Raw genomic sequence first — 20,495 nt, 5'->3', positions numbered from 1 at the left:
GTCACCGCCGATGAGACAAAACCCCTGGAGGTCCACCAGAAGCTCAGTCCAGCAGGTCGTGCCGCACGATCGACTGCTCACGGTCAGGACCGACGCCGATGACCGACATCCGGCAGCCCGAACGCTCTTCGAGTGCGAGCACGTACTTCTGCGCGTTGTCCGGCAGATCCTCGAACGTGCGAGCCTCGGTGATGTCCTCGGTCCAACCGTCGAAGTACTCGAAGATCGGCTTGGCGTGGTGGAAGTCGGTCTGCGACATCGGCATCTCGTCGTGGCGGACGCCGTCGACTTCGTAGGCCACGCAGACGGGGATGGACTCGATGCCGGTGAGCACGTCGAGCTTCGTCAGCACGTAGTCGGTGAAGCCGTTGACGCGTGCTGCGTAGCGGGCGATGACGGCGTCGTACCAACCGCAGCGGCGCGGGCGTCCGGTGTTGACGCCGAACTCACCGCCGGCCTTCTGCAGGTACTCCCCCATGTCGTCGAAGAGCTCGGTGGGGAACGGTCCGGCACCCACACGTGTGGTGTAGGCCTTGACGATGCCGACGACGCGGTTGATGCGGGTGGGTCCGATGCCTGAGCCGACGCAGGATCCTCCGGCGGTCGGGTTCGAGGAGGTCACGAACGGGTAGGTGCCGTGGTCGACGTCGAGCATCGTGGCCTGGCCGCCTTCCATGACGATGACCTCGTCACGGTCGAGCGCGTCGTTGAGCAGCTGCTCGGTCTCGGCGACGTAGGGGCGCAGGCGTTCGACGAAGGGCAGGAAGTAGTCGACGATCTCTTCGACGTCGACGGCCCGGCGGTTGTAGACCTTGACGAGGAGTTCGTTCTTCTGGCGCAGCGATCCTTCGATCTTCTGGCGCAGGATCGACTCGTCGAAGATGTCCTGGACGCGGATGCCAAGGCGTCCGATCTTGTCCATGTAGGCCGGTCCGATGCCGCGTCCGGTGGTGCCGATAGCGCGCTTGCCCAGGAACCGTTCGGTCACCTTGTCCAGGGTCTGGTGGTAGGGCGCGACGAGGTGGGCATTGGCCGAGATCCGCAGTTTCGAGGTGTCTGCACCGCGGGATTCCAGAGCCTCGATCTCTTCGAACAGGGCTTCGAGGTTGACGACGACGCCGTTGCCGATGACCGGGGTGACATTCGGGGAGAGGATGCCTGCCGGCAGGAGCTTGAGTTCGTACTTCTCACCGCCGACGACAACCGTGTGGCCCGCGTTGTTCCCACCATTGGGCTTGACCACGTAGTCGACGCTGGTGCCGAGGATATCGGTCGTTTTACCTTTACCTTCGTCGCCCCATTGAGCGCCGACGACAACGATTGCTGGCATGAGAGTTGTTCACCTCAAAGTGAAAAAAGGGGATGTCATTACCCAGATAGTCTACTGGGTCACCATGACATGGCAGCGAGCAGGTTGCACCGAACCGCAGCGGGTTCTACGCCCCAGCTCCCTGAGTCCGCTGCGCAACGACCTGTTCACGCAGGATCTCCGCATGCCCACAATGCTGTGCCAGCTCACGCAGCATGTGAAGGTAGACCCAACGCAGCGGCAGCGGTCCCGACCGGTGCCCGGTGAGCACCGTATCGAGAGTCATCCCCTCCACCGCACGATGTGAGCGCTCGGCAGCCTGCCGATAGGCCTCGGTGATGCTGGCCACCGTATCCTCCTCAGCGAGGATGAAGGAATCGCTGGAGTCATTCGGCATCCCGTAGTCGGTTCGATGTCGTCCCGTCACGACCTCGCCGAACCACACGGTCTCGACGAAGATCGCGTGCTTGGCCAAGGACAGCAGAGTCGTCCGACTGGGCACCAGGGACCGCCGGGCCTCGTCCTCACTCATGCCGTCCAGGCACGCCAGGAGCTTGCCGCGATGTTCATCGACGAAGGCAGGCAGCTGCTCATCGATGGGAGCAGTCCTGATATCACGCTCTTTGGAATCGGCCATGGCCCCAGCATAGGCCTCACTCTCGCCGAGGTGGCCCGCCGTTGACCTGCCGACTCACCCGCCCAGCCACGCCTCTTGCCCCGCCGAGCTCGTCGTACTTATGCTGAGACCACCAGTAGTTCCGTCGTTCGGGCAAATTGCTCCTGAACATCGCCGGTGACGTCGACGTCAGGCTTGCAGCCCCGTTGGAGGTCGTCATGTCAATCGCGAGCCCGTCAGCTTCATCCTCAGCGTCAACGCGCCCCACCCTTCCCTTCGCCAGCCGGGCCGACAGCCTCGTCGGCTCTGTCATCGATTCCTCCGTGGCGATGCTCGCCGCCTACGACCACGACATCGTCAAATTCGGTATGGGCTCACCTGCCCCCGATATGCTGCCGGCCGAGGACTTCGCTCAGATCGCGAACAGCGTCTTCACTCCGGAGAGCTTCACCTACGGGGAGACGCAGGGCGAGCCGATCCTCATCGACGCTCTGCTGAACTACCTCCAGGAGACCGATCAGATCCCGGCCGAGCACTTCGGCAACCGTGAACGCCTGGTCATCACCACCGGTGGTATGCAAGGAATCGACCTCGGGTTCAAGCTCTTCGTCAGCCCCGGCGACCTCGTCCTCTGCGAGGCCCCCACATACACGAACGGCTCGGCCACGGCGCTGAGTTATGAAGCTGAGATCGCCGAGGTGCCGGTTGATGACGAGGGCATGCAGGTGGATGCGCTCGACGACATCGTGGCCCGGGCCGGTCGCGCCCCCTCGGTGATCTATACGGTCCCGACGTTCCAGAACCCGGCAGGTGTGACGATGTCACTGGCCCGCCGTGAGAAGCTCCTCGAGTTCGCCCACCGCCACAATTCGGTCATCCTCGAGGACAACCCCTACGGCACCCTGCGCTTCTCCGGGGAGGACATCCCCTCACTCAGCCAGCTCAGCCCCAATGATCCGCTGATCTTCGGCGTGCGCACCTTCTCGAAGTTCGTCGCCCCCGGCCTGCGCATCGGCTGGCTCGACATCGATCCCGAGCTGCGCGGCCTCATCATCAACGCCAAGCAGACCATGGACTCGTGCACGAGCCTGCCCACCCAGCACATGGTCGCGAAATGGCTTAACGACGGCAATGCCGAGACCCACGTGGCCCACCTGCGCAGCTCCTACGGCGAGCGCAAGAATGCCATGACGTCCGGGCTGGAACGACTCTTCGGACCCGAGATCCGGTCGACTGATCCCGATGGAGGCTTCTTCCTGTGGGTGACGTTCAACGACGACACCATCAACACCGAGGACCTCATGCCCCTGGCGCTGGAAGAAGGCGTGGCCTACATTCCCGGGACCGCGTTCTCCCAGACCGGTGACTTCACGAACGCGCTGCGCCTGTGCTTCGCCTCGGCGGAACCGCAGCGCATCGAAGAAGGTCTGCAGCGTCTGCGCCGTGCCGTCGACAAGTACTCGTCGGCACGTTCACACGCCCGTCACTGACCCTGCCCTGCCCCCTCACTCTCGCCGAGGCGGCTGATCCATTGGATGAGCAGCTGGGTCTCGACTGTGCCGAGGATTTCCGGGTGCGCTGCCGCGCATTCGATCACAGAGTGCCCCAAGCGCTGCCCCTTTTCGCTGGCCTGCGCTGTTCCGGTGATCGCTGCGAGCACGCCCTCACGCACGCCTGCTGAGAGATCCGGATCGGCTCGGCCCTGGATGATCAGTCGCAGCGTCACTCCGATGTTCGTCGCCAGGATGTGGGCCGCAGCCTGTTCATAGCCGACCACGAGCCGCCCCTGCTCCTCGGCCCGTCGCGTCAGCGAACGAAGGATCTCGCTCGGCTTCGACTGCGCCTCCGGCGAATAACCGGGCCTGACCTTGCCGTACATGAGCGTATAGAAGCCCGGGTTCTCCAACCCGAATGACACGTGCGCATCCCAGCCCATTCGCAGGTCCTGGATCGGATCGCCACTGGATTCGGAGGCTGACTTGGCCGACAGATACATGTCGAAGCCACGTTCGATCACAGCCTCGATGAGCCCCTGCTTGTTGCCGAAGAAGTGATACAGAGTCGGCATCTTCACACCCACGGCGTCGCAGACCGCCCGCAGCGAGAAGTCCTCCCCGGGGGCCGCCGCAATGAGGTCCGCGGCCGCATTGAGCAGCCGAGTCCGTGTATCGAGCGAAGCTTCTTCTGTCATGTCGCTATATTATCGTGTATTGTCGCTATAGCCAGATGTACCACCGATATAACGGAGATGCCATGACCGATCAATCACTCCAGGGCAAGCACATCCTCATCGCCGGCGGCGGCAAGAATCTGGGCGGGCTCATCGCCCGGCAGGCCGCCGAGGCGGGTGCTGATATCGCCATCCACTACAACTCCGAGTCCTCCCGCACCGAGGCCGAGGCCACGCTCGCCGCGGTCGAGTCGAGCGGGGCCAAAGGCGTACTCCTGACCGGAGACCTCACCCGGCCCGCCAACGTCGAGAAGCTGTTTGCCGATGCCACCTCGGCGCTGGGAACGATCGACATCGCAGTGAATACGACAGGCAAGGTGCTGCGTAAGCCGATCGCGGACACCACGGAGGACGAGTACGACTCGATGTTCGACATCAACTCCAAGGCCGCGTACTTCTTCATCAAGGAGGCCGGGAAGCACCTGGCGGACAACGGCAAGATCATCACCATCGTCACGGCGCTGCTCGCGGCATTCACTGACGGATATTCGACTTACGCCGGCGGCAAGAGCCCTGTCGAGCACTTCACCAGGGCCGCGGCGAAGGAGTACGGAGATCGCGGAATCTCGGTCACGGCGATTGCCCCGGGGCCGATGGACACCCCGTTCTTCTATGGTCAGGAAACACCCGAACGGGTGGAGTTCCACAAGTCGCAGGGCATGGGCAACCAACTCACGAAGATCGAGGACATCGCGCCGATCGTGCGTTTCCTCGCCACCGAGGGCTGGTGGATCACCGGCCAGACGATCTTCGCCAACGGCGGCTACACCACTCGCTGAGACCAGCAGACAATCAACCAGCAAGGAGCACTCATGTCAGATCTGCAGATTCCCGAACCCATCGCCAGCTTCATCGACACCGTCAACGCTCACGACGATCAGGGCTTCCTCGACGCCTTCGCAGTCGACAGCACCGTCGACGACTGGGGCCGTGAATTCACCGGCCGCGACGCCATCAAGGCATGGAGCGACAAGGAGTTCATCGGCGCGACCGGCGTACTCTCCCCTGAAGAGGTCTCGATCGACGGCAGTGAAGTCACCGTCATCGGCGATTGGCGCTCAACACATGCGAATGGTCGATCCTCGTTCACCTTCTCCGTCGACGGCGACAAACTGAACCGGATGACGATCCGCGAGGGCTGAATCAGCTCACCCGCTCACGGGCCGTCGGATGCCAGTCATCCGGCGGCCCGTTCGTCAATCTCCTGAGCACACGCACCTCTGTGGCACAATGAAATCGGCGTTTGGCGCGTCACGGCGGTGGGGCTCGCCGTACCCAACCTCGGTTCTCCGACAACAGTCCCTACCTCGACCGGCGTCAGCATGCCCAGAAGGTAGGAGTTCCCATGAGCAGTGCCCCCAGCGGCAACAGACCCGTCCACCTTCGCCTGCCCTACCTGGGGCTGGCGCTCATCGGCGGCACCTTCGGCACGGCCGCCCGTGAAGCGATCACACTGATCTTTCCTTCGACAGACGGCACCCCGTGGGCGATCTTCACCGTCAACATCCTCGGCGCATTCGTACTCGGCCTGCTGCTTGAGGCACTGACTCGGATGGGTCCGGATGTGGGCCGCCGACGCCGGCTGCGGATACTGCTCGGAACCGGATTCATGGGCGGATTCACCACGTACAGTGCACTGGCCACGGATACGGCGAGCCTCCTCGGCGAGGGTGATGTCGGGGCCGGGATCATCTATGGGCTGGGCACGGTTCTCATCGGCGGTTTGGCCACCTGGGCGGGCATTGTCGCAGCGACCGCCTGGAAGGGCCGCTCCCCCAACGCGCCGGTGCGGCGAACCGACGATGACGTCCGAGGCGGTGGCGGGAAATGACGCCGCTGATCTTCATCGCCCTCGCCCTGGCCGGGGGCATCGGTGCCGTAGCGAGAATGCTGCTCGACGGGATCATCAGATCCCGTGTGAACAGCGCCATCCCGTGGGGCACGATCACGATCAACGTCTCAGGCTCGCTGGCCTTGGGGCTGCTGACCGGTCTGGCTGGCGCGGCAATCGTGCCCGAGGCCTGGCAGCTGGTCATCGGCACAGGATTCCTCGGCGGCTACACAACCTTCTCCACAGCGAGCCTCGAGACCGTCCGACTCATCCAGGAACGCCGATGGGCCCTAAGCCTATTCAACGGCATCGGCACGCTGGTGGTGGCGACTGCAGCGGCAGGGTTGGGGCTATGGATCGGCGGGCTGGGCTGATTCGAACCGGCTCGCGCGTTTACCCTGTAAACTTTTCAATCACGAAATTCTCGTATTCACGCGTACTCGGCTAAGCTTGTGATTGTCGAAATCGGTTGATATGTCGATTACGATGTAAACACCCGGATACATCCCCAAATAATATGTGTGACGCCTCCACCCCACCTGAGGCGTCACACACTTCAAGCAAAGGAACAACCCCCATGGGTTTCATCGCTTACCTCGTCCTCGGCCTGATTGCCGCCGTCATCGCAAAAATGATCCTTCCCGGACGTCAGGGCGGAGGCTGGATCCCCACCCTCGTCGTCGGTGTCCTCGGAGCCATCGTCGGCGGCTGGATCGGCACTGCACTCTTCGGCGTCAGCGTCGATTCGTTCTTCGAAATCTCCTCCTGGCTCTGCGCCATCGGCGGCTCGATCATCGTCCTCATCATCTGGGGACTCATTACGGGACGCAAAGGCGCCAAAGAGCGTCGCTGACACCAGGTTCACATGACCGAACCCAGATCTGATCTGACATCGATGGCCGTGGCCCCACCGCTGAAGCGGCAAGGCCACGGCCATCGGCGGTTGCGCACCGCATCGGCCGAGCCCGCAGGTAGGATCACTACGATGGACCGTCGAGGCTGGGCTGAGACATGTCGCCCCTGATGACCGTTCGCTTCAGCCACAAGGAGAACTCATGAATCGCACACGCCTGTGCCGTAAGGACGTCGTTCAGGCCGCGATCGCATACATCGACGAATACGGAGTCCAGTCCTTGACCATGCGACGACTGGGAACAACCCTCGATGTCGAGGCCATGGCCCTGTACCGGCATGTCTCCAGCCGCGAAGAGCTCGTCTCCGCGGCCGTGCGCGAACTCATCGACAGCCTGTTCGACGACGAACTCATGCAGACCCAGCCCAAGAGCTGGGAGTCCTACTTCCATCACGTCGCGAACGCCATGCGGAACCTGGCGCTGACTCATCCGAGAATGTTTCCGCTGCTGATCTCACAGCCTCCAGAGGCACCATGGCTGCGGCCACCCCTGCGCAGCATTCGCTGGGTGGACCATTTCCTCTCATCATTGCTGGGCTACGGATTCTCCGAGACCCATGCGGTCAACGCCTATAAGGCCTTCACCAGCTTCCTCCTCGGCGACCTCCTCCTCCAGGTGACCGCCATGGGCATCGACATCGTGCCGATAGCCGGTGACGGTGACGAACCTGAAGAGGAGCCCGCCGAGTATGCAACGGTCAGGCGCCTGGAGGACAAACTGGCCGAAGACCACTCATCCAGAGAGTTCAATGACGGATTGGATGACCTCATCGAGCGCATCCGCACCGCCTCTGAACTCTGAGCCGACTCAGGGCCCTGAACCGCTTCTGGGCTCTGCGGCTTACTTGTATGCCCGCAGGTACTGCGTCGGCTTGTAGTCGATCTCGTGACGCAGCGCGGCGGCAGCGCGAATCGGGAAGTTGGGGTCGCGCAACGATTCGCGACCCAGGAGAACCACATCCGCTTGCCCTGTTGCGAGGATATGCTCGGCCTGGAATGGCTCGGTGATGAGCCCGACTGCGGCTGTGGGGATGTCAGCCTGCTTGCGGATCCCCTCGGCGAAGCTCGTCTGGTAGCCGGGGCCAACTGGGATCTTGGCCATGACATTGCCGCCGGTAGAGACATCGACGAGGTCGACGCCGTGCTCCTTCAGCCAACCGGAGAGCTGTGCAGTGTCATCGAGGCTCAGCCCACCGTCGGTCCAGTCCGTCGCGGAGAGGCGCACGAGCACGGGAACCTCTTCGCCCACCTCGGCGCGGGTGGCATCGACGACCTCGAGGAGGAAACGGGCACGGTTCTCCGGGGTTCCACCGTAGGAGTCGGTGCGGGTGTTGGACAGTGGGGAGAGGAACTCGTGGAGCAGGTAGCCATGCGCGCCGTGGATCTCCACGAAGTCGAACCCGGCTTCCATCGACCTGCGCGCAGAGGCCGCAAAGGCAGCGACAGTCTCGCCGATCTCTGCCTCGGTGAGCTCTCGTGGCGTATCCAGTCCAGGGAAGGGCACCGCAGAGGGCGCGAGGGTCTCCCAGCCGCCTTCGTCTTCGGGGAGGCTGCCTTCATTTCCGTTTCCCAGGTCGGGGTAGGTCGAAGCCTTACGTCCGGCATGGGCGAGCTGGATGCCTGCCGCGGCTCCCTGCGAGTGCATGAAGTCAGCGATCGGGGCCAGAGCATCACGCTGTTCGTCATTCCACAACCCCAGGTCCTGCGGAGAGATCCGTGCCTCTGGAGTGACACCGGTGGCTTCGACGATGATGGCGCCTGCGCCGCCGCTGGCCAGGGATCCGTAATGGACGGAGTGCCATGGTGTGGCGACGCCGTCGAGGTTCTCTGCGGAGTACTGGCACATCGGCGGCACCCAGGCACGGTTACGGAAAGTCAGGCCGCGCAGGGTGAGTGGTTCGAACAGCAGATGAGACATATGACCTCGTGATCGTAGGTAGTGGGCTCGAGTCGTACGTGCTGGACTCAAGATGAAGTACGAGTTTCCTCGTACTTCGACGTTTACCGTACTACGAGGAAAGACGTACAATCAAAGGACAGCGAAGCAATGTGACACAACAATCACCGAGGCGATCAGACAAGGAGGCGGCACATGAGAACCCTTGAACACCCCGAACGGGATGAGATGCGGCTCGATACCGTGCTCGCCGCGCTTGCCGACCCGATTCGCCGGCACATCGCCTGCCGCCTGAACAACACAGACCACAATCACGCCTGCGCCACATTCGAGCTGCCGGTATCGAAGTCAACGTCGACCTACCACTTCAGGACACTGCGCGAGGCCGGCGTGATCCGCCAGGAGTATCAGGGCACCTCGATCATGAACTCGCTGCGCAAGGACGACCTCGACGCCCGCTTCCCCGGTCTGCTCGACGCCGTCTTCACCGCCCAGAATATTGAGGGCGGAGCGGCGGTCGTCTCGAGCTGAGGGCGGCCGAAGATCAGTTCGGGGCCACAAGAAGCTGGCTGTTTTACAACTGTCTGAGTCCTCACCGCCCAAATGGCTCAGGGCAGGGAATTGAAACTGGTTTGGGCATAGCGTAAGAGTCCCAGAGCGAAAGGCTCAGCTCCTGCACGAACCCGGACCACGTCCGCACCCGTCTACCGAGCGCTATATCCCCCGTCTACGTGCAGCACTGTTCCCGTCGTGCCACTGGACTGATTCGACAACAGGAAGACCGCTGCATTAGCGATCTCCGCCGGATCGTTTAGCCGGCCCAAAGGTGTCCGGGAAATCCACTCGTTGTACGTTTCAGGAGATTCAGCTTCGAGATTGTCTAAGATCGGCGTAGCCGTATATCCCGGAGCAATTGCGTTCACTCGGACACCGGAACTTGCCCATTCCACACCAAGCAACTCAGCCATGTGAGCTACGGCCGCTTTAGTCGTCCCATAAGCAACGTGAGTTTCTGGTGACACCACTTTGAAGCCAGCGATCGACGAAGTAACTACGATCGAGCCCGTACCCCTTTCTATCATGCGCTTACCAAACTCCCGGCAGCACCAGAAGACACCGTTTAGATTGATGTCGACAGTCTTCAGCCACAAGCTATCGGGATAGTCGACCGCAGCGGAGCTGGGTGCAATGCCAGCGTTGGCCATTAGACCGTGGACAGGCCAATCGTCATCTTCCAATTGTTGCGCGCAGGAGGCCACTGCTTCAGGATCGGTGACATCTAACAGCTCAAAACGCAGCGAGCCTCCGGTTGCCTGCTCGACATCTTTCACCGCGCGGTGACCACCTTCTGGATCATTGTCGGCAATGACAACACGGCCCCCGGCTCGCGCCAGCGCCGTGGCGGTTGCTTTCCCAATTCCACCGGCACCCCCGGTGATGAGAAAGACCTCTCCGTCGAAATTGCTCATCAAACATCCTTTCTTCGATTCGTACTTCGCGATGTCAGCAGTTGCATGAACCCCACATCACGGTCGGCGACGGCCTCGTCCCAGCAGCTGAGCGGCACCTCACGTCGACGCGCCGACTCCACCTCGGCGATCATGTCTTCGGTCCACACGTCTGTTTGGCCACGCTCTGCCCCCATGCGCTGGTATGCAGCTCCCATACGTTGCGCGTGCGCACGAATACCTCCACGAACATTGAGATCGCTGGTTGCAAACGGACCAAGTACTGCCCACGAGGACGACGCGAACTGCTGCAGCTACTGGTAGTCGATCCCGAGCCGCTCGCCCATCGGCTGCATCGACTTGCGCCGGCCCTCCAGCATCAAACCCCGCAGGTACAACCCGCCCTTGGCCCGCTGGTCCTTCCGGGACAGCGAGGCGAACACCTCGGCCACGAACGACTCCAACTCACCCCGCACCCACTCAATCTCGTCCTGACGCATGCGGCGCGATTAACAGGACCCGACACAGATTAAAAGACCTAACCAAGTACTACTAGCCACCCTGCCCCGCGGCCGGGCCGTGCCGTCCATCTCGGGGCTGCCCCCGCCCTGGTCGAACTCCAGCACTACATCACCCAGCCCTACGGTGACGACGTGACCGGTTCCCGGGACTACTACGAGCATGGTCCACCTTAATCGCCGGCCCCCACGACCTACCAGAAGGGCGGCAGATTCCCCGAACTCAGGCCGCCGAAGTAGCAGAGGTGCGTGCTTCTTTACCGGTTCATGCCTCGTTCTTGGTGCCGGGCCTAAGCGCAGCCTTCGTGACTGATCCGGAAGCCACGTCAGCGAGAGCGTCGTTGATCTCCTCCAGGGGGTAGACGGAGAGGATGGAGGCCAAGTCGTGGTTCTTGACGAGCTGGGGCAGCGACTTGACGTACTTAACGTAGTGGGCCGGAGCAAACCCCCACGATCCGAACACCTTCAGTTGCTTTTTGGTGATCAGATGCGGGTTGATGGGCGTGGGCCCATGGTCCGTGTATTGGCCCAGCACCAATAGCTGCCCATTTGGACGTGCCAAGTCGATGGACTCGGCAACAGCTGAGGGAACACCGGCACACTCGATGACCACGTCTGCCCCTCCGCCATGCGGGGTGAGCTGTCGGAACGCGTCCAGACGTTCCGGAGCGGTCGGGTAAGAGTCCATATCAACACCCGCGTCTGCAGCCCCTATTTGTAGCGCCATTTCAATGCGAGAGGTGGGCCCGCCAAGTATCACGACAAGTGCAGCACCCATGGCTTTGGCATACATGGCGGAGGCCAGGCCCACGGGTCCAGCGCCCTGAACGGCGACGACGGACCCCGGTTCAATCTTGAGGTTCTCGACCACCCCATGGATTGCCGTTGGACCGGCACACCCCAAGGTGATGACCTCCTCGAAACTCACCGAGTCGGGGATCTTGATGATCGTTGTTCCGGCCTCCAGGACTATCATCTCGGCCCAACCCCCCTGCAGGTGGGGGAAATCTGATGCACGACGATTAATGCCATAGATTTTCCGATTCAAGCACAGAGTCGGTTCCTTGAGCACTAGGCACTCGTGGCAGGAACCACAAGGGATATTGTTCGCCCAGACCACCCGGTCGCCCACCGCAAGGGGTTGTCCTTCGACGTCTGTGGTGAGGCCATCGCCTAGCTTCCGAATCCAGCCGACGGCCTCGTGCCCCATCGCCAGGGGCAGCGGGACATTCAGGTGTCCAGTTCGCAGATGGACGTCCGTTCCGCAGATTCCTCCTAATGCTACCTCGACGAGGGCGCCTCCAGGAGAAGGTTGGGGATCCGGAAAGTCCTGCAAGGTGATGGGTCCATTGATTTCTTCGAGAACAGCAACTTTAGGCACAGGCTTCTCCATTTGATCGGGTACGGGTCTGATCTGTCCTAGTGGACAGGTAGGGCTCACGTGAGGGACTTGGGATGATGCCGCGGGCCGGAGGTGCAGACGCTGCTAGCGTCCGACGCTACCGCCAACCGCCGGCTCGGTAGACACCTGAGGGGTTGGCTCCTGGTGCTTTCGGCTCAATGCGATCGCCACGAACCCCACGAGTGCCGCGATGGAGACATAAAGAGCGATGGACATCGACGAGCCTGTGTTCTGAATCAAGGACGCGGCGATCACAGGAGCCGGCGCCGAGGTCACGATGCCTCCGATCTGATAGGCCAGCGAGGAACCGGTGAAACGCACCTCCGGTTGGAAGAGTTCAGGGATGAAGCTGGCGACAACGGCATAGGCGGTGGCGTGAGCAATCGGCAACGCCAGAATCATCGCCACGAGGGCGCCCAGAGGCTGACCGGTGTCCACCAACCAGAAGACGGGGAAAATGAAGAGCGCCACCATGACGGCGCCGGTCAGCATGATCTTCTTCTTACCTACCCGATCCGCAATGACGGCCACCAACGGAATCGTGAAGACCGCGAGGGACGACGCGACGATCAAGACCACAAACACGGCATCCCGCGAGAGTCCAGCATGATCAGGCCCGTAGCTCAGCAGGTAGACCGAGGAAATATAGAAGATGATGTTCGGCGAGGCCAGCGTGAAGATGCCGAGGAGCAGAGGCCACCAAGCTGTCCGCAGAAGTTCGAACAGGGGGATACGAACTTCTCGCTTGTCGGCCTTCATCTTCAAGAACTCAGGCGATTCTGTAATGCGCAGACGGATGAACAGGCCCACCACAATCAGCGCAGCCGAGATCCAGAACGGAACGCGCCAGCCCCAAGAGTGGAACGCAGGCTCATCCATCATTTGCATGAACAGGAAAATCGTCGAGGACAGGACGAGGGCCGCAGGCACACCTGACTGTGTCCAGGAAGCGTAGAAGGCTCTCTTGTTCTGGGGGGCATGTTCGAGGGCCATGAGGACAGCCCCGCCCCATTCGCCGCCCACTGCGAGGCCCTGAAGGAAGCGCAGGGCCACGAGAAGAATAGGTGCCCAAATACCGATGGCGGCATAGTTGGGCAGGAAGCCCACCAGGAACGTCGACACCCCCATCAGCATTAGTGACCAGACCAGAATCGTCTTACGACTGACCTTGTCGCCGAAGTGGCCGAAAATGATGCCGCCGAAGGGACGGGCGATGAAGGCCACGGAGAATGTGGCCAGCGAGGCGAGAGTCCCCGCTGCAGGGGACAGGTCCGGGAAGAATTGGTCGTTGATGACCAGTACCGCCGCCGTGCCGAAGATGTAGTAGTCGTACCACTCAATAGTGGTGCCGATCATGGAGGAGCCGGCTACGCGCCTCACCCGAGCCCGCTCGGATTGCTTAGTCGTTGTCATTGTTCTCTCCCTATCGCTAGCGCGAGGTCACTGCTTTGTAACTTGGATTACAGTTATGATGACTTGCATGTAACGTGTAAGTCAACTCTCGTGCACTAAGTTCCTAGTACCGGTTCACGTCACCGACATCCTGGAAGGATCCGTTCCTCATGAAGCCATCAAACTGGACAACCTTGTCCGCGCCCCACGGTCAGATCGATGTGCCGACCGGGCTTTTCATCGGCGGAGAATGGCGTTCTGCGTCGAACAGCAACACCTTCGATGTTCAGAACCCGGCCGATGAGACGGTCATCGTCGCAGTGGCAGACGCGTCACTGGAGGATGCGTTGGAGGCCCTTGAGGTCGCTACCAGGGCCCAGAACGAGTGGGGAACGACGACAACCCGTCACCGCTCGAACATCTTGCGTCGCGCCTATGATCTGCTGCTCGAGCGTAAGGAGGATATTGCCTGGGTCATGTCCTTGGAGATGGGTAAGCCCCTGGCTGAGGCCCGCGGTGAAGTACAGGTTTCTGCCGACTACATCCAGTGGTATTCCGAACAGGTCCCCCAACAGCGGGGTGGATACAGTGACGCCCCCAACGGTGGCTACAAGATCATCACCACTCACCAGCCGGTGGGCCCGTCTTATCTCGTCACGCCGTGGAACTTCCCGTTGTCGATGGGTGCGCGCAAAGCCGGTGCTGCCCTCGCCGCCGGTTGCACTGTGCTCATCAAGCCCGCAGCACTCACGCCGCTTTCGACCCACATGTTTGTGCAGCTTCTCCATGACGCAGGAGTTCCCCAGGGAGCACTCAACCTCATTACGACCAGTTCTGCCTCGGGCCAGTCGAAGGCCCTTATGTCAAGGCCAACGTTGCGTAAAGTCAGCTTTACTGGATCGACCGCAGTCGGAACGACACTGCTCAAGCAGGCCGCAGATCACGTGATGACCTCCTCCATGGAGCTCGGAGGAAACGGGCCGTTCGTCGTACTCTCGGATGCTGATCCAGTCGAGGCTGCAGCCGGCGCAGCGGTAGCGAAGTTCCGAAACGCAGGTCAGGTGTGCGTCGCCGCGAACCGGATCATCGTGGAGAAGTCGGTGGCACCCGCATTCCGAGAGGCTTTCTTGGCCAAGGTCGCCCAACTCAAAGTCGGCCCGGGCACCGAAGAGGGCGTTGACGTGGGACCCCTTGTCGATGGGAACCAGCGCAACAATGTCCAGAAGTTGCTCGAGGATGCCATCGATCAGGGTGCAGTAGTCATAGCAGGCGGCGAGGCCGTACCCCGGGCCGGATTCTTTTTCGCGCCGACCGTGGTCGCTAACGCCTCTTTGGATTCTGCCCTCGCCACCAAAGAAATCTTCGGGCCGATCGCGTCCATCTACGAAGCGGAAAGCGATGATCAGGCGATTGAGGTCGCGAACAACACGCCGTTCGGGCTGGTTTCCTACGTCTACACGCGCGATATCACCAAGGCAATTCAGGCAGCGGAACGCCTCGAAAGCGGAATGGTTGGCATTAATCGTCCCGTAGTCGCGGACCCAGCCGCGCCGTTCGGTGGCATTAAAGCCTCGGGGCTTGGGAAAGAAGGCGGTCACAGCGGCATCGAGGAGTACCAGATCGAAAAATATATCGCGGTGACCGTATGACCTGCGAGGCAACAAATGTGTCTACGGCGGGCGCCCATGGCGGGCGGAGTTGTACTCAGCATTGCTGCGTCAGCCAATTGATGGCTTCGTCGGCGTCGACCTCGCCGAATTCGGGACGATTCCGCGTTTCCTGGCGAATCAAGATTCGGACGGTATTGGCAATGTGTCGCGATACGGCACGGCCGACGGCCACGGCGTCCCCTCGGCGGTATGCGGCGATGATGTCGGCGTGGTCATCAAAGCACTCCATCGCGGTGCGCGAGGTGGGGACCGTACCTACTCCGGTGCTGAGCACGAAGTCGCGCTCCTCCTGGAGCAGCTCCCGCGCCTTGTCGTTCCCGGCGCCGGCCATCAAAGCACCATGGAAGTCACGATCCGCGCGCAGGACGGCTCCGGGGTCGCCCGACTCCGCCGCGACACGAAACAGCTCCACGGCGGCCTCGAACTCCGCCACGGAACTGTCTGTCTTCAACTGTGCTGCACGCCGAGACATCGGAACCTCGAGCATCAACCGCACTTGGAACACCTCGATCAATGATTTGACTGAGGTATTGAGCACGCGCACCCCGCGGTTCTTCTCGATGATGACCATGCCGCGCCGCGAGAGGACCTGCAACGCCTCACGGATGGGCGTACGAGACACGCCCAGCTGGCGAGCCAGCTCTGAACCGGTGTACAGCCGGTCAGGGACCAAGTCGCCCTTGATGATGGCGCCCCTGATCGATTCGACAGCCTGATCGGTCAAGCTCACACCACGACTGACAGTATCCATTCCTCCAGTATCCCAAATCCAGCACCAGAGTCTATTTCAAAGGAGCAATCCAACAATGTCCACATATTCGTTCGGGGTGATCGGCGCAGGAATCATCGGCGCCGCCGTGGCCCGCGAGATCACCCATCGATTTCCGGGCGCAGAGGTCACCGTCCTTGACAAGGCAGATGCCGTGGCTGACCACCAGACTGGACACAACTCAGGTGTCGTCCATGCCGGACTGTACTATCAGCCCGGTAGCCTCAAAGCGCGCCTGTGCCGCCGAGGCGTTGACCTATTGCACGACTACGCCGGCGAAAAGAACTTGCCGTTCGACAAATGCGGCAAGATCGTGGTGGCACTAACACCGGAGGAAGAAGCCCGACTGCGGGATATCAAGGAGAAGGCGCTAGCCAACGGTGTGCCCGACGTCGAACTACTCGGTCCCGAAGGCATCCGAAGCGTTGAACCTAACGCAGTCGGCCGAATGGCACTGCACTCACCCCATACCGCGATTATCGATTACGCCGCGGTCACGCGCGCGCTCATTGATGACGTCCAGCGCGCTGGGGGGCGGGTGATTCTGGGGGCCGAGGTCGTCTCCATTGCCAATAGGGAACAGGGTTGTGCAGTAACCGTGGCGCGTGGCGGTGAGCAAAGCATCCACACCTTTGATCACCTCATCGCTTGCGCCGGACTGCAGTCCGACCGAGTCGCGCGTCTGGCAGGAGGGGCTGCCTATCCTAAGATCGTGCCGTTCTTTGGCCAGTACTCGCAGTTGGCCCCCGAACATCGAAACATCCTGAATGGCCTGGTGTATCCGGTGCCGGATCCGGCATACCCATTCTTAGGGGTTCACCTCACTAAGCGGGTAGACGGGGAGATGCTCGTCGGCCCCAACGCGTTCTTGTCTTTTGGTCGGGAGAACTACAACGGCTGGCGGATTGGGCTCAAGGACAGCATCGACGTGGCGGCCAGCCCGGGCTTCTGGAAGTTCGCCGGGCAAAATATGCACGCCGCGGTGCAGGAGTTCGGTGCGGTTCTTTCCCGTCAGAAGTTCCTGGCCGGTGCTGCAGCATATGTGCCCAGCCTGGAAGGAGCCGTATCCACACCCATTACCCGCGGCATCCGCGCACAGGCCATGGATCGACATGGCCGCCTCCTCGATGACTTCGTCATCGAGGACATCGGTAGCGCGACCCTAGTGCGCAATGCGCCCTCGCCCGGTGCAACTTCGTCACTTGCAATCGCAGAACATCTCGTCGAAACAATCGGCGACCATCCCCGCTTTACCAAGTATGGTTCCCGTGGAGAAGGGGGTCGTGGCTAGTAGTACTTGGTTAGGTCTTTTAATCTGTGTCGGGTCCTGTTAATCGCGCCGCATGCGTCAGGACGAGATTGAGTGGGTGCGGGGTGAGTTGGAGTCGTTCGTGGCCGAGGTGTTCGCCTCGCTGTCCCGGAAGGACCAGCGGGCCAAGGGCGGGTTGTACCTGCGGGGTTTGATGCTGGAGGGCCGGCGCAAGTCGATGCAGCCGATGGGCGAGCGGCTCGGGATCGACTACCAGTAGCTGCAGCAGTTCGTGTCGTCCTCGCACTGGGCCGTGGAGCCGGTCCGCCGGCGCCTGGCGGCCAAGGCGATCGGGTTGGTCCAGCCGCAGGCGTGGGTGATCGATGACACCGGTTTCCCCAAGGACGGGCCGGCCTCCCCGGGGGTGGCCCGTCAGTACTCCGGGTCGCTGGGCAAGGTCGCCAACTGCCAGATCGGGGTGAGCGTGCACGCGGCGACCGATGCCGCGTCTTGCCCGCTGGGCTGGCGGCTGTTTTTGCCCGAGTCCTGGGACGATGTGTGCGCCGAGACCAACGAGGACGCCGAACACGCCGCGGCACGACGGGCGAAGGCCGCCATCCCGGACACGGTGCGGCACCGGCCCAAGTGGGAACTGGCGTTGGAGATGCTCGACGAACTCGCCTGTTGGGGGCTGGCCCCGCCGCCGGTGATCTGTGCCGACGCCGGTTACGGGGACAACGGCGCCTTCCGCACCGGCCTGACCGAGCGGGGCATCGACTACATCGTGCAGGTCAAGGGAGCCACCAGCGTGCACCCGGCCGAGGCCACCTTCGAGTTCCCGGCCTACTCCGGGCGCGGCCGCCCCCCGGCCCGGGCCAGCTACCGAGACGGCCCGCTCCAGGCCAAGGACCTGGCCGCGCCCCTGGATCCGGAGGCCTTCGAGCAGGTGTCCTGGCGGGCCGGTTCCCGTGGCACCCTAGCCACCCGGTTCACCGCGGTGCGGGCACGCCCGGCCAACCGGAACCTGCCCCGCAACCCGGACGGATCCCTGCCGCAGTGCTGGCTGCTGGTCGAATGGCCAGAAGGCGCCGAAGCACCCACCGACTACTGGCTGTCCACCCTGCCGGCCGACACCCCGATCGCCGAGCTGGTCCGGCTGGGCAAGATCCGCTGGCGGATCGAGCACGACTACCGTGAGCTCAAGCACGGCCTCGGACTGGACCACTTCGAAGGCCGCACCTGGGCTGGCTGGCACCACCACACCACCCTGGTCACCGCCGCGCACCTGTTCATCACCCTCCAGCGACTGACCGCCGACCTGGAAGACCCCTGAAACGTCTTCGACGACGACGGGACCGGCGAGGAGGAGGGCGCGGTGAGCTAAAGGAATGGAGCTTGCTCGGCTTCGACGCCGCCGCAAGCTCCGGTGAAACGGTCGGTACTGGTCGGTCGTCGTCGGTCACCACCGGATGGCGGCGTCCCCCACGCTCGGCGTTTGCGCAGGTCAGCGGTTCGTTCGCCCAGTGGGCGCATCAAGCGATAGACGCAAAGCCGACGTGATTAGGTCGTCGGTTCGATTCCGACAGGCGGCTCCGGCGAACAGCCCCTGACCTGCGGAAACGCAGGGCAGGGGCTGTTCGGTTCTGGTGGTCGCGCGATGCGCTGGCCTCACGGCTCTGCCCGACACCGACGTCGCTCTCCTCTGCGACGGACCCTCGCCGGCTGAGCGCTCGCGGCCGGCATCCTGTCCGTGTGCCGATAGGCCTCGCGCCGCTCGGCAACGCAGCGTGGCGTTGCGTCGCGACCTGGCGACGGCTCGGCGGGGCGCGATCGTCTCGTGCGTTGGCGGACTACGGGAGCTTGGACGCGAGGACGTCGGCCGCCAGGATCTCGGGTGCTGCGCTGAGGAGGTGCTGGTTGGCCGTCAGGGCTGCGACGATGGCGCCGTTGGCGTGGGCGTCGCGAGCGGCCTCGTCGGGGAATGCATCGAAGATCCAGAAGGTGTCGGCGTGGGTCCTGACCGCGAACCAGACAATCGTTCCTACTTCTTCGTTGGCGAGTGCGACAGCGCCGGCGAGCAGATCGGCGACCGCGTCGTGCTGGCCATCGGCCGCGACGATCTTGGCGACGAAGGCATACGGAAGTGATGCGGGTGTGGACATGAGGGACTCTCCTTGACGTCGGGGTTCTTCGTGGGACAAGTTCAGCGTATGACGAGCGAGGGCCGGTGGGTAGTGGCGTATACGGCAGTATTGCTATTGTTTACGTCATGCGTATCGGACTGATCGCGATCGACGGCTGCTTCGGTTCGGCTATCGCGTCGATCATCGACATCGTGCGGGTGGCCGACGGAGCCCGCGGCGATGTCGACCCGCGGATCGACCCGATCAAACTCGCCATCCTCGGACCGAAACGGCGAGTGACCACGACGGCATCGATGACCCTGTCGGTGGACCACCCGCTGTCGGAGTCCGCAGAGTTCGACGTGGTCGTCGTCCCTGCGCTTGGAACCCTTACGGCCGCCGCTACCAACGACGCCCTCCAGAGCCGAGATGCTCGTTCGGTCATCGCCTCGCTCGGGCGCCTCGACGAGGCGACCACCCGGATCGCCGCGGCGTGCACCGGCGTGTTCGCTGTCGCCGAGACCGGACGGATGCATCATCGGCGGGCGACGACCAGCTGGTTCCTGGGGCCGGAGTTCCTGAAGCGCTATCCGACCGTCGCCCTCGATCTCGACACCATGGTCGTGGTCGACGGGAACCTCGTCACCGCCGGCGCCGCGTTCGCCCACATCGACCTCGCGCTCTCACTCGTGCGATCGATCAGCCCCGACCTGGCCCAACACGTCGCCAAGCTCCTCATCATCGACGAGCGCCCGTCGCAGGCGGCCTTCGTCGCCTACGAACATCTCCGGCACGAGGACCCGATCGTCGTCGAGTTCGAACGCTTCGTGCGCGCCCGCCTGGACGAACCGTTCAACGTCGCCTTCGTCGCGCAGTCGCTCGGCACCAGCCGGCGCACCCTCGAACGACGAGTCCGTGCGGCGCTCAACCTCACTCCGCTCGGCTTCGTCCAACGGCTTCGCATCGAGCGAGCTCGGCACCTCTCAGCAACCACGGACCTCACCTCCGCCGAGATCGCGCTACGGGTCGGCTACGCGAACGCCGAGACTCTGCGCTCCCTCCTGCGTAGGGAGCGACGCCGTTCCTGACCTATCGCCATGCCTGTAGCCGGTGTGCTAGTACTCGACT

The 20,495-nt window shown here is 62.6% G+C and carries 20 protein-coding genes and 2 pseudogenes; 12 read left to right on the top strand and 10 right to left on the bottom strand.

Annotated features, from left to right (window positions below; translation table 11 throughout):
* Window positions 1-43: 43 nt before the first annotated feature.
* Both LQ788_RS03655 and LQ788_RS03650 read right to left on the bottom strand, forming a co-directional pair.
* The gene (locus LQ788_RS03655; protein ID WP_231445351.1) at window positions 44-1,330 is read right to left on the bottom strand and encodes an adenylosuccinate synthase; all 1,287 of its coding nucleotides are present in this window, start codon (window positions 1,328-1,330) and stop codon (window positions 44-46) included.
* A gap of 106 nt (window positions 1,331-1,436) precedes the next feature.
* On the bottom strand, window positions 1,437-1,946 hold the full coding sequence (locus LQ788_RS03650) for a DinB family protein (protein WP_231445349.1): 510 nt from the start codon (window positions 1,944-1,946) through the stop codon (window positions 1,437-1,439).
* Between the two features lie 197 nt (window positions 1,947-2,143).
* Here LQ788_RS03650 and LQ788_RS03645 point away from each other — a divergent pair, with 197 nt between their 5' ends.
* Window positions 2,144-3,415 (top strand): aminotransferase-like domain-containing protein, encoded by a 1,272-nt coding sequence (locus LQ788_RS03645; RefSeq protein ID WP_231445347.1) that lies wholly within the window; start codon window positions 2,144-2,146, stop codon window positions 3,413-3,415.
* On the opposite strand, the gene LQ788_RS03640 is transcribed toward LQ788_RS03645, so the two are convergent.
* On the bottom strand, window positions 3,409-4,116 hold the full coding sequence (locus tag LQ788_RS03640; RefSeq protein ID WP_231445345.1) for a TetR/AcrR family transcriptional regulator: 708 nt from the start codon (window positions 4,114-4,116) through the stop codon (window positions 3,409-3,411). The two genes, LQ788_RS03645 and LQ788_RS03640, sit on opposite strands and share 7 nt — an antisense overlap.
* Before the next feature lie 62 nt (window positions 4,117-4,178).
* On the opposite strand from LQ788_RS03640, the gene LQ788_RS03635 reads away from it, so the two are divergent.
* The 6 genes from LQ788_RS03635 to LQ788_RS03610 all read left to right on the top strand — a co-directional run bounded on the left by LQ788_RS03635 (window position 4,179) and on the right by LQ788_RS03610 (window position 7,701).
* Window positions 4,179-4,934 (top strand): SDR family oxidoreductase, encoded by a 756-nt coding sequence (locus LQ788_RS03635; RefSeq protein WP_231445343.1) that lies wholly within the window; start codon window positions 4,179-4,181, stop codon window positions 4,932-4,934.
* A gap of 33 nt (window positions 4,935-4,967) precedes the next feature.
* Window positions 4,968-5,297, top strand: coding sequence for a nuclear transport factor 2 family protein (locus LQ788_RS03630; protein WP_231445341.1), 330 nt, complete (start codon window positions 4,968-4,970; stop codon window positions 5,295-5,297).
* Between the two features lie 203 nt (window positions 5,298-5,500).
* Window positions 5,501-5,986 carry a fluoride efflux transporter FluC gene (locus LQ788_RS03625; RefSeq protein WP_231445340.1) on the top strand — a complete coding sequence of 162 codons (486 nt, stop codon included), beginning with the start codon at window positions 5,501-5,503 and terminating at the stop codon, window positions 5,984-5,986.
* Window positions 5,983-6,360 carry a fluoride efflux transporter CrcB gene (crcB, locus tag LQ788_RS03620; RefSeq protein ID WP_231445339.1) on the top strand — a complete coding sequence of 126 codons (378 nt, stop codon included), beginning with the start codon at window positions 5,983-5,985 and terminating at the stop codon, window positions 6,358-6,360. The genes LQ788_RS03625 and crcB overlap by 4 nt, the downstream gene beginning before the upstream one ends.
* Window positions 6,361-6,563: 203 nt before the next feature.
* The gene (locus tag LQ788_RS03615; protein ID WP_231445338.1) at window positions 6,564-6,839 is read left to right on the top strand and encodes a GlsB/YeaQ/YmgE family stress response membrane protein; all 276 of its coding nucleotides are present in this window, start codon (window positions 6,564-6,566) and stop codon (window positions 6,837-6,839) included.
* Window positions 6,840-7,041: 202 nt separating this feature from the next.
* Window positions 7,042-7,701, top strand: a complete 660-nt coding sequence (locus tag LQ788_RS03610; protein WP_231445337.1) for a TetR/AcrR family transcriptional regulator — start codon at window positions 7,042-7,044, stop codon at window positions 7,699-7,701.
* Between the two features lie 39 nt (window positions 7,702-7,740).
* Here the strand turns inward: LQ788_RS03610 and LQ788_RS03605 are convergent, their stop codons facing one another.
* Window positions 7,741-8,817, bottom strand: coding sequence for an NADH:flavin oxidoreductase/NADH oxidase (locus tag LQ788_RS03605; RefSeq protein WP_231445335.1), 1,077 nt, complete (start codon window positions 8,815-8,817; stop codon window positions 7,741-7,743).
* 174 nt (window positions 8,818-8,991) lie between these two features.
* Between LQ788_RS03605 and LQ788_RS03600 the strand changes: the two genes are divergently transcribed.
* Complete coding sequence (locus LQ788_RS03600) at window positions 8,992-9,327, top strand: ArsR/SmtB family transcription factor (RefSeq protein ID WP_096147035.1); 336 nt, start codon at window positions 8,992-8,994, stop codon at window positions 9,325-9,327.
* Between the two features lie 173 nt (window positions 9,328-9,500).
* Here the strand turns inward: LQ788_RS03600 and LQ788_RS03595 are convergent, their stop codons facing one another.
* The 4 genes and pseudogenes from LQ788_RS03595 to LQ788_RS03580 form a co-directional block, all read right to left on the bottom strand.
* Window positions 9,501-10,265 carry an SDR family NAD(P)-dependent oxidoreductase gene (locus LQ788_RS03595; protein ID WP_231445334.1) on the bottom strand — a complete coding sequence of 255 codons (765 nt, stop codon included), beginning with the start codon at window positions 10,263-10,265 and terminating at the stop codon, window positions 9,501-9,503.
* A gap of 311 nt (window positions 10,266-10,576) precedes the next feature.
* Window positions 10,577-10,744: pseudogene (locus tag LQ788_RS03590) on the bottom strand (transposase); the annotation flags it as partial.
* A 283-nt stretch (window positions 10,745-11,027) separates the two neighbouring features.
* Window positions 11,028-12,155 (bottom strand): zinc-binding dehydrogenase, encoded by a 1,128-nt coding sequence (locus LQ788_RS03585; RefSeq protein WP_231445333.1) that lies wholly within the window; start codon window positions 12,153-12,155, stop codon window positions 11,028-11,030.
* A 93-nt stretch (window positions 12,156-12,248) separates the two neighbouring features.
* The gene (locus LQ788_RS03580; protein WP_231445332.1) at window positions 12,249-13,577 is read right to left on the bottom strand and encodes an MFS transporter; all 1,329 of its coding nucleotides are present in this window, start codon (window positions 13,575-13,577) and stop codon (window positions 12,249-12,251) included.
* A gap of 149 nt (window positions 13,578-13,726) precedes the next feature.
* On the opposite strand from LQ788_RS03580, the gene LQ788_RS03575 reads away from it, so the two are divergent.
* On the top strand, window positions 13,727-15,205 hold the full coding sequence (locus LQ788_RS03575) for an NAD-dependent succinate-semialdehyde dehydrogenase (protein ID WP_231445331.1): 1,479 nt from the start codon (window positions 13,727-13,729) through the stop codon (window positions 15,203-15,205).
* 55 nt (window positions 15,206-15,260) lie between these two features.
* Here LQ788_RS03575 and LQ788_RS03570 read toward each other — a convergent pair whose 3' ends face one another.
* Entirely contained in the window at window positions 15,261-15,977 is a 717-nt protein-coding gene (locus LQ788_RS03570; RefSeq protein WP_231445330.1) for a GntR family transcriptional regulator, read from the bottom strand.
* A gap of 55 nt (window positions 15,978-16,032) precedes the next feature.
* Between LQ788_RS03570 and lhgO the strand changes: the two genes are divergently transcribed.
* Together lhgO and LQ788_RS03560 are read left to right on the top strand one after the other, a co-directional pair.
* Entirely contained in the window at window positions 16,033-17,286 is a 1,254-nt protein-coding gene (gene lhgO / locus LQ788_RS03565; protein ID WP_231445329.1) for an L-2-hydroxyglutarate oxidase, read from the top strand.
* Window positions 17,287-17,338: 52 nt separating this feature from the next.
* A pseudogene (locus LQ788_RS03560) lies at window positions 17,339-18,577 on the top strand (IS701 family transposase).
* 517 nt (window positions 18,578-19,094) lie between these two features.
* Here the strand turns inward: LQ788_RS03560 and LQ788_RS03555 are convergent.
* The gene (locus LQ788_RS03555) at window positions 19,095-19,406 is read right to left on the bottom strand and encodes a putative quinol monooxygenase (RefSeq protein ID WP_231445328.1); all 312 of its coding nucleotides are present in this window, start codon (window positions 19,404-19,406) and stop codon (window positions 19,095-19,097) included.
* 107 nt (window positions 19,407-19,513) lie between these two features.
* On the opposite strand from LQ788_RS03555, the gene LQ788_RS03550 reads away from it, so the two are divergent.
* Complete coding sequence (locus LQ788_RS03550; RefSeq protein ID WP_193518590.1) at window positions 19,514-20,455, top strand: GlxA family transcriptional regulator; 942 nt, start codon at window positions 19,514-19,516, stop codon at window positions 20,453-20,455.
* Window positions 20,456-20,495: the final 40 nt, after the last annotated feature.

This window comes from Brevibacterium zhoupengii (assembly GCF_021117425.1).
In the GTDB taxonomy this organism is placed as follows: Bacteria; Actinomycetota; Actinomycetes; order Actinomycetales; family Brevibacteriaceae; genus Brevibacterium; species Brevibacterium zhoupengii.
The sequence above is the reverse complement of the archived record's forward strand: the minus strand, read 5'-3'. Positions and strand labels throughout refer to the sequence as shown.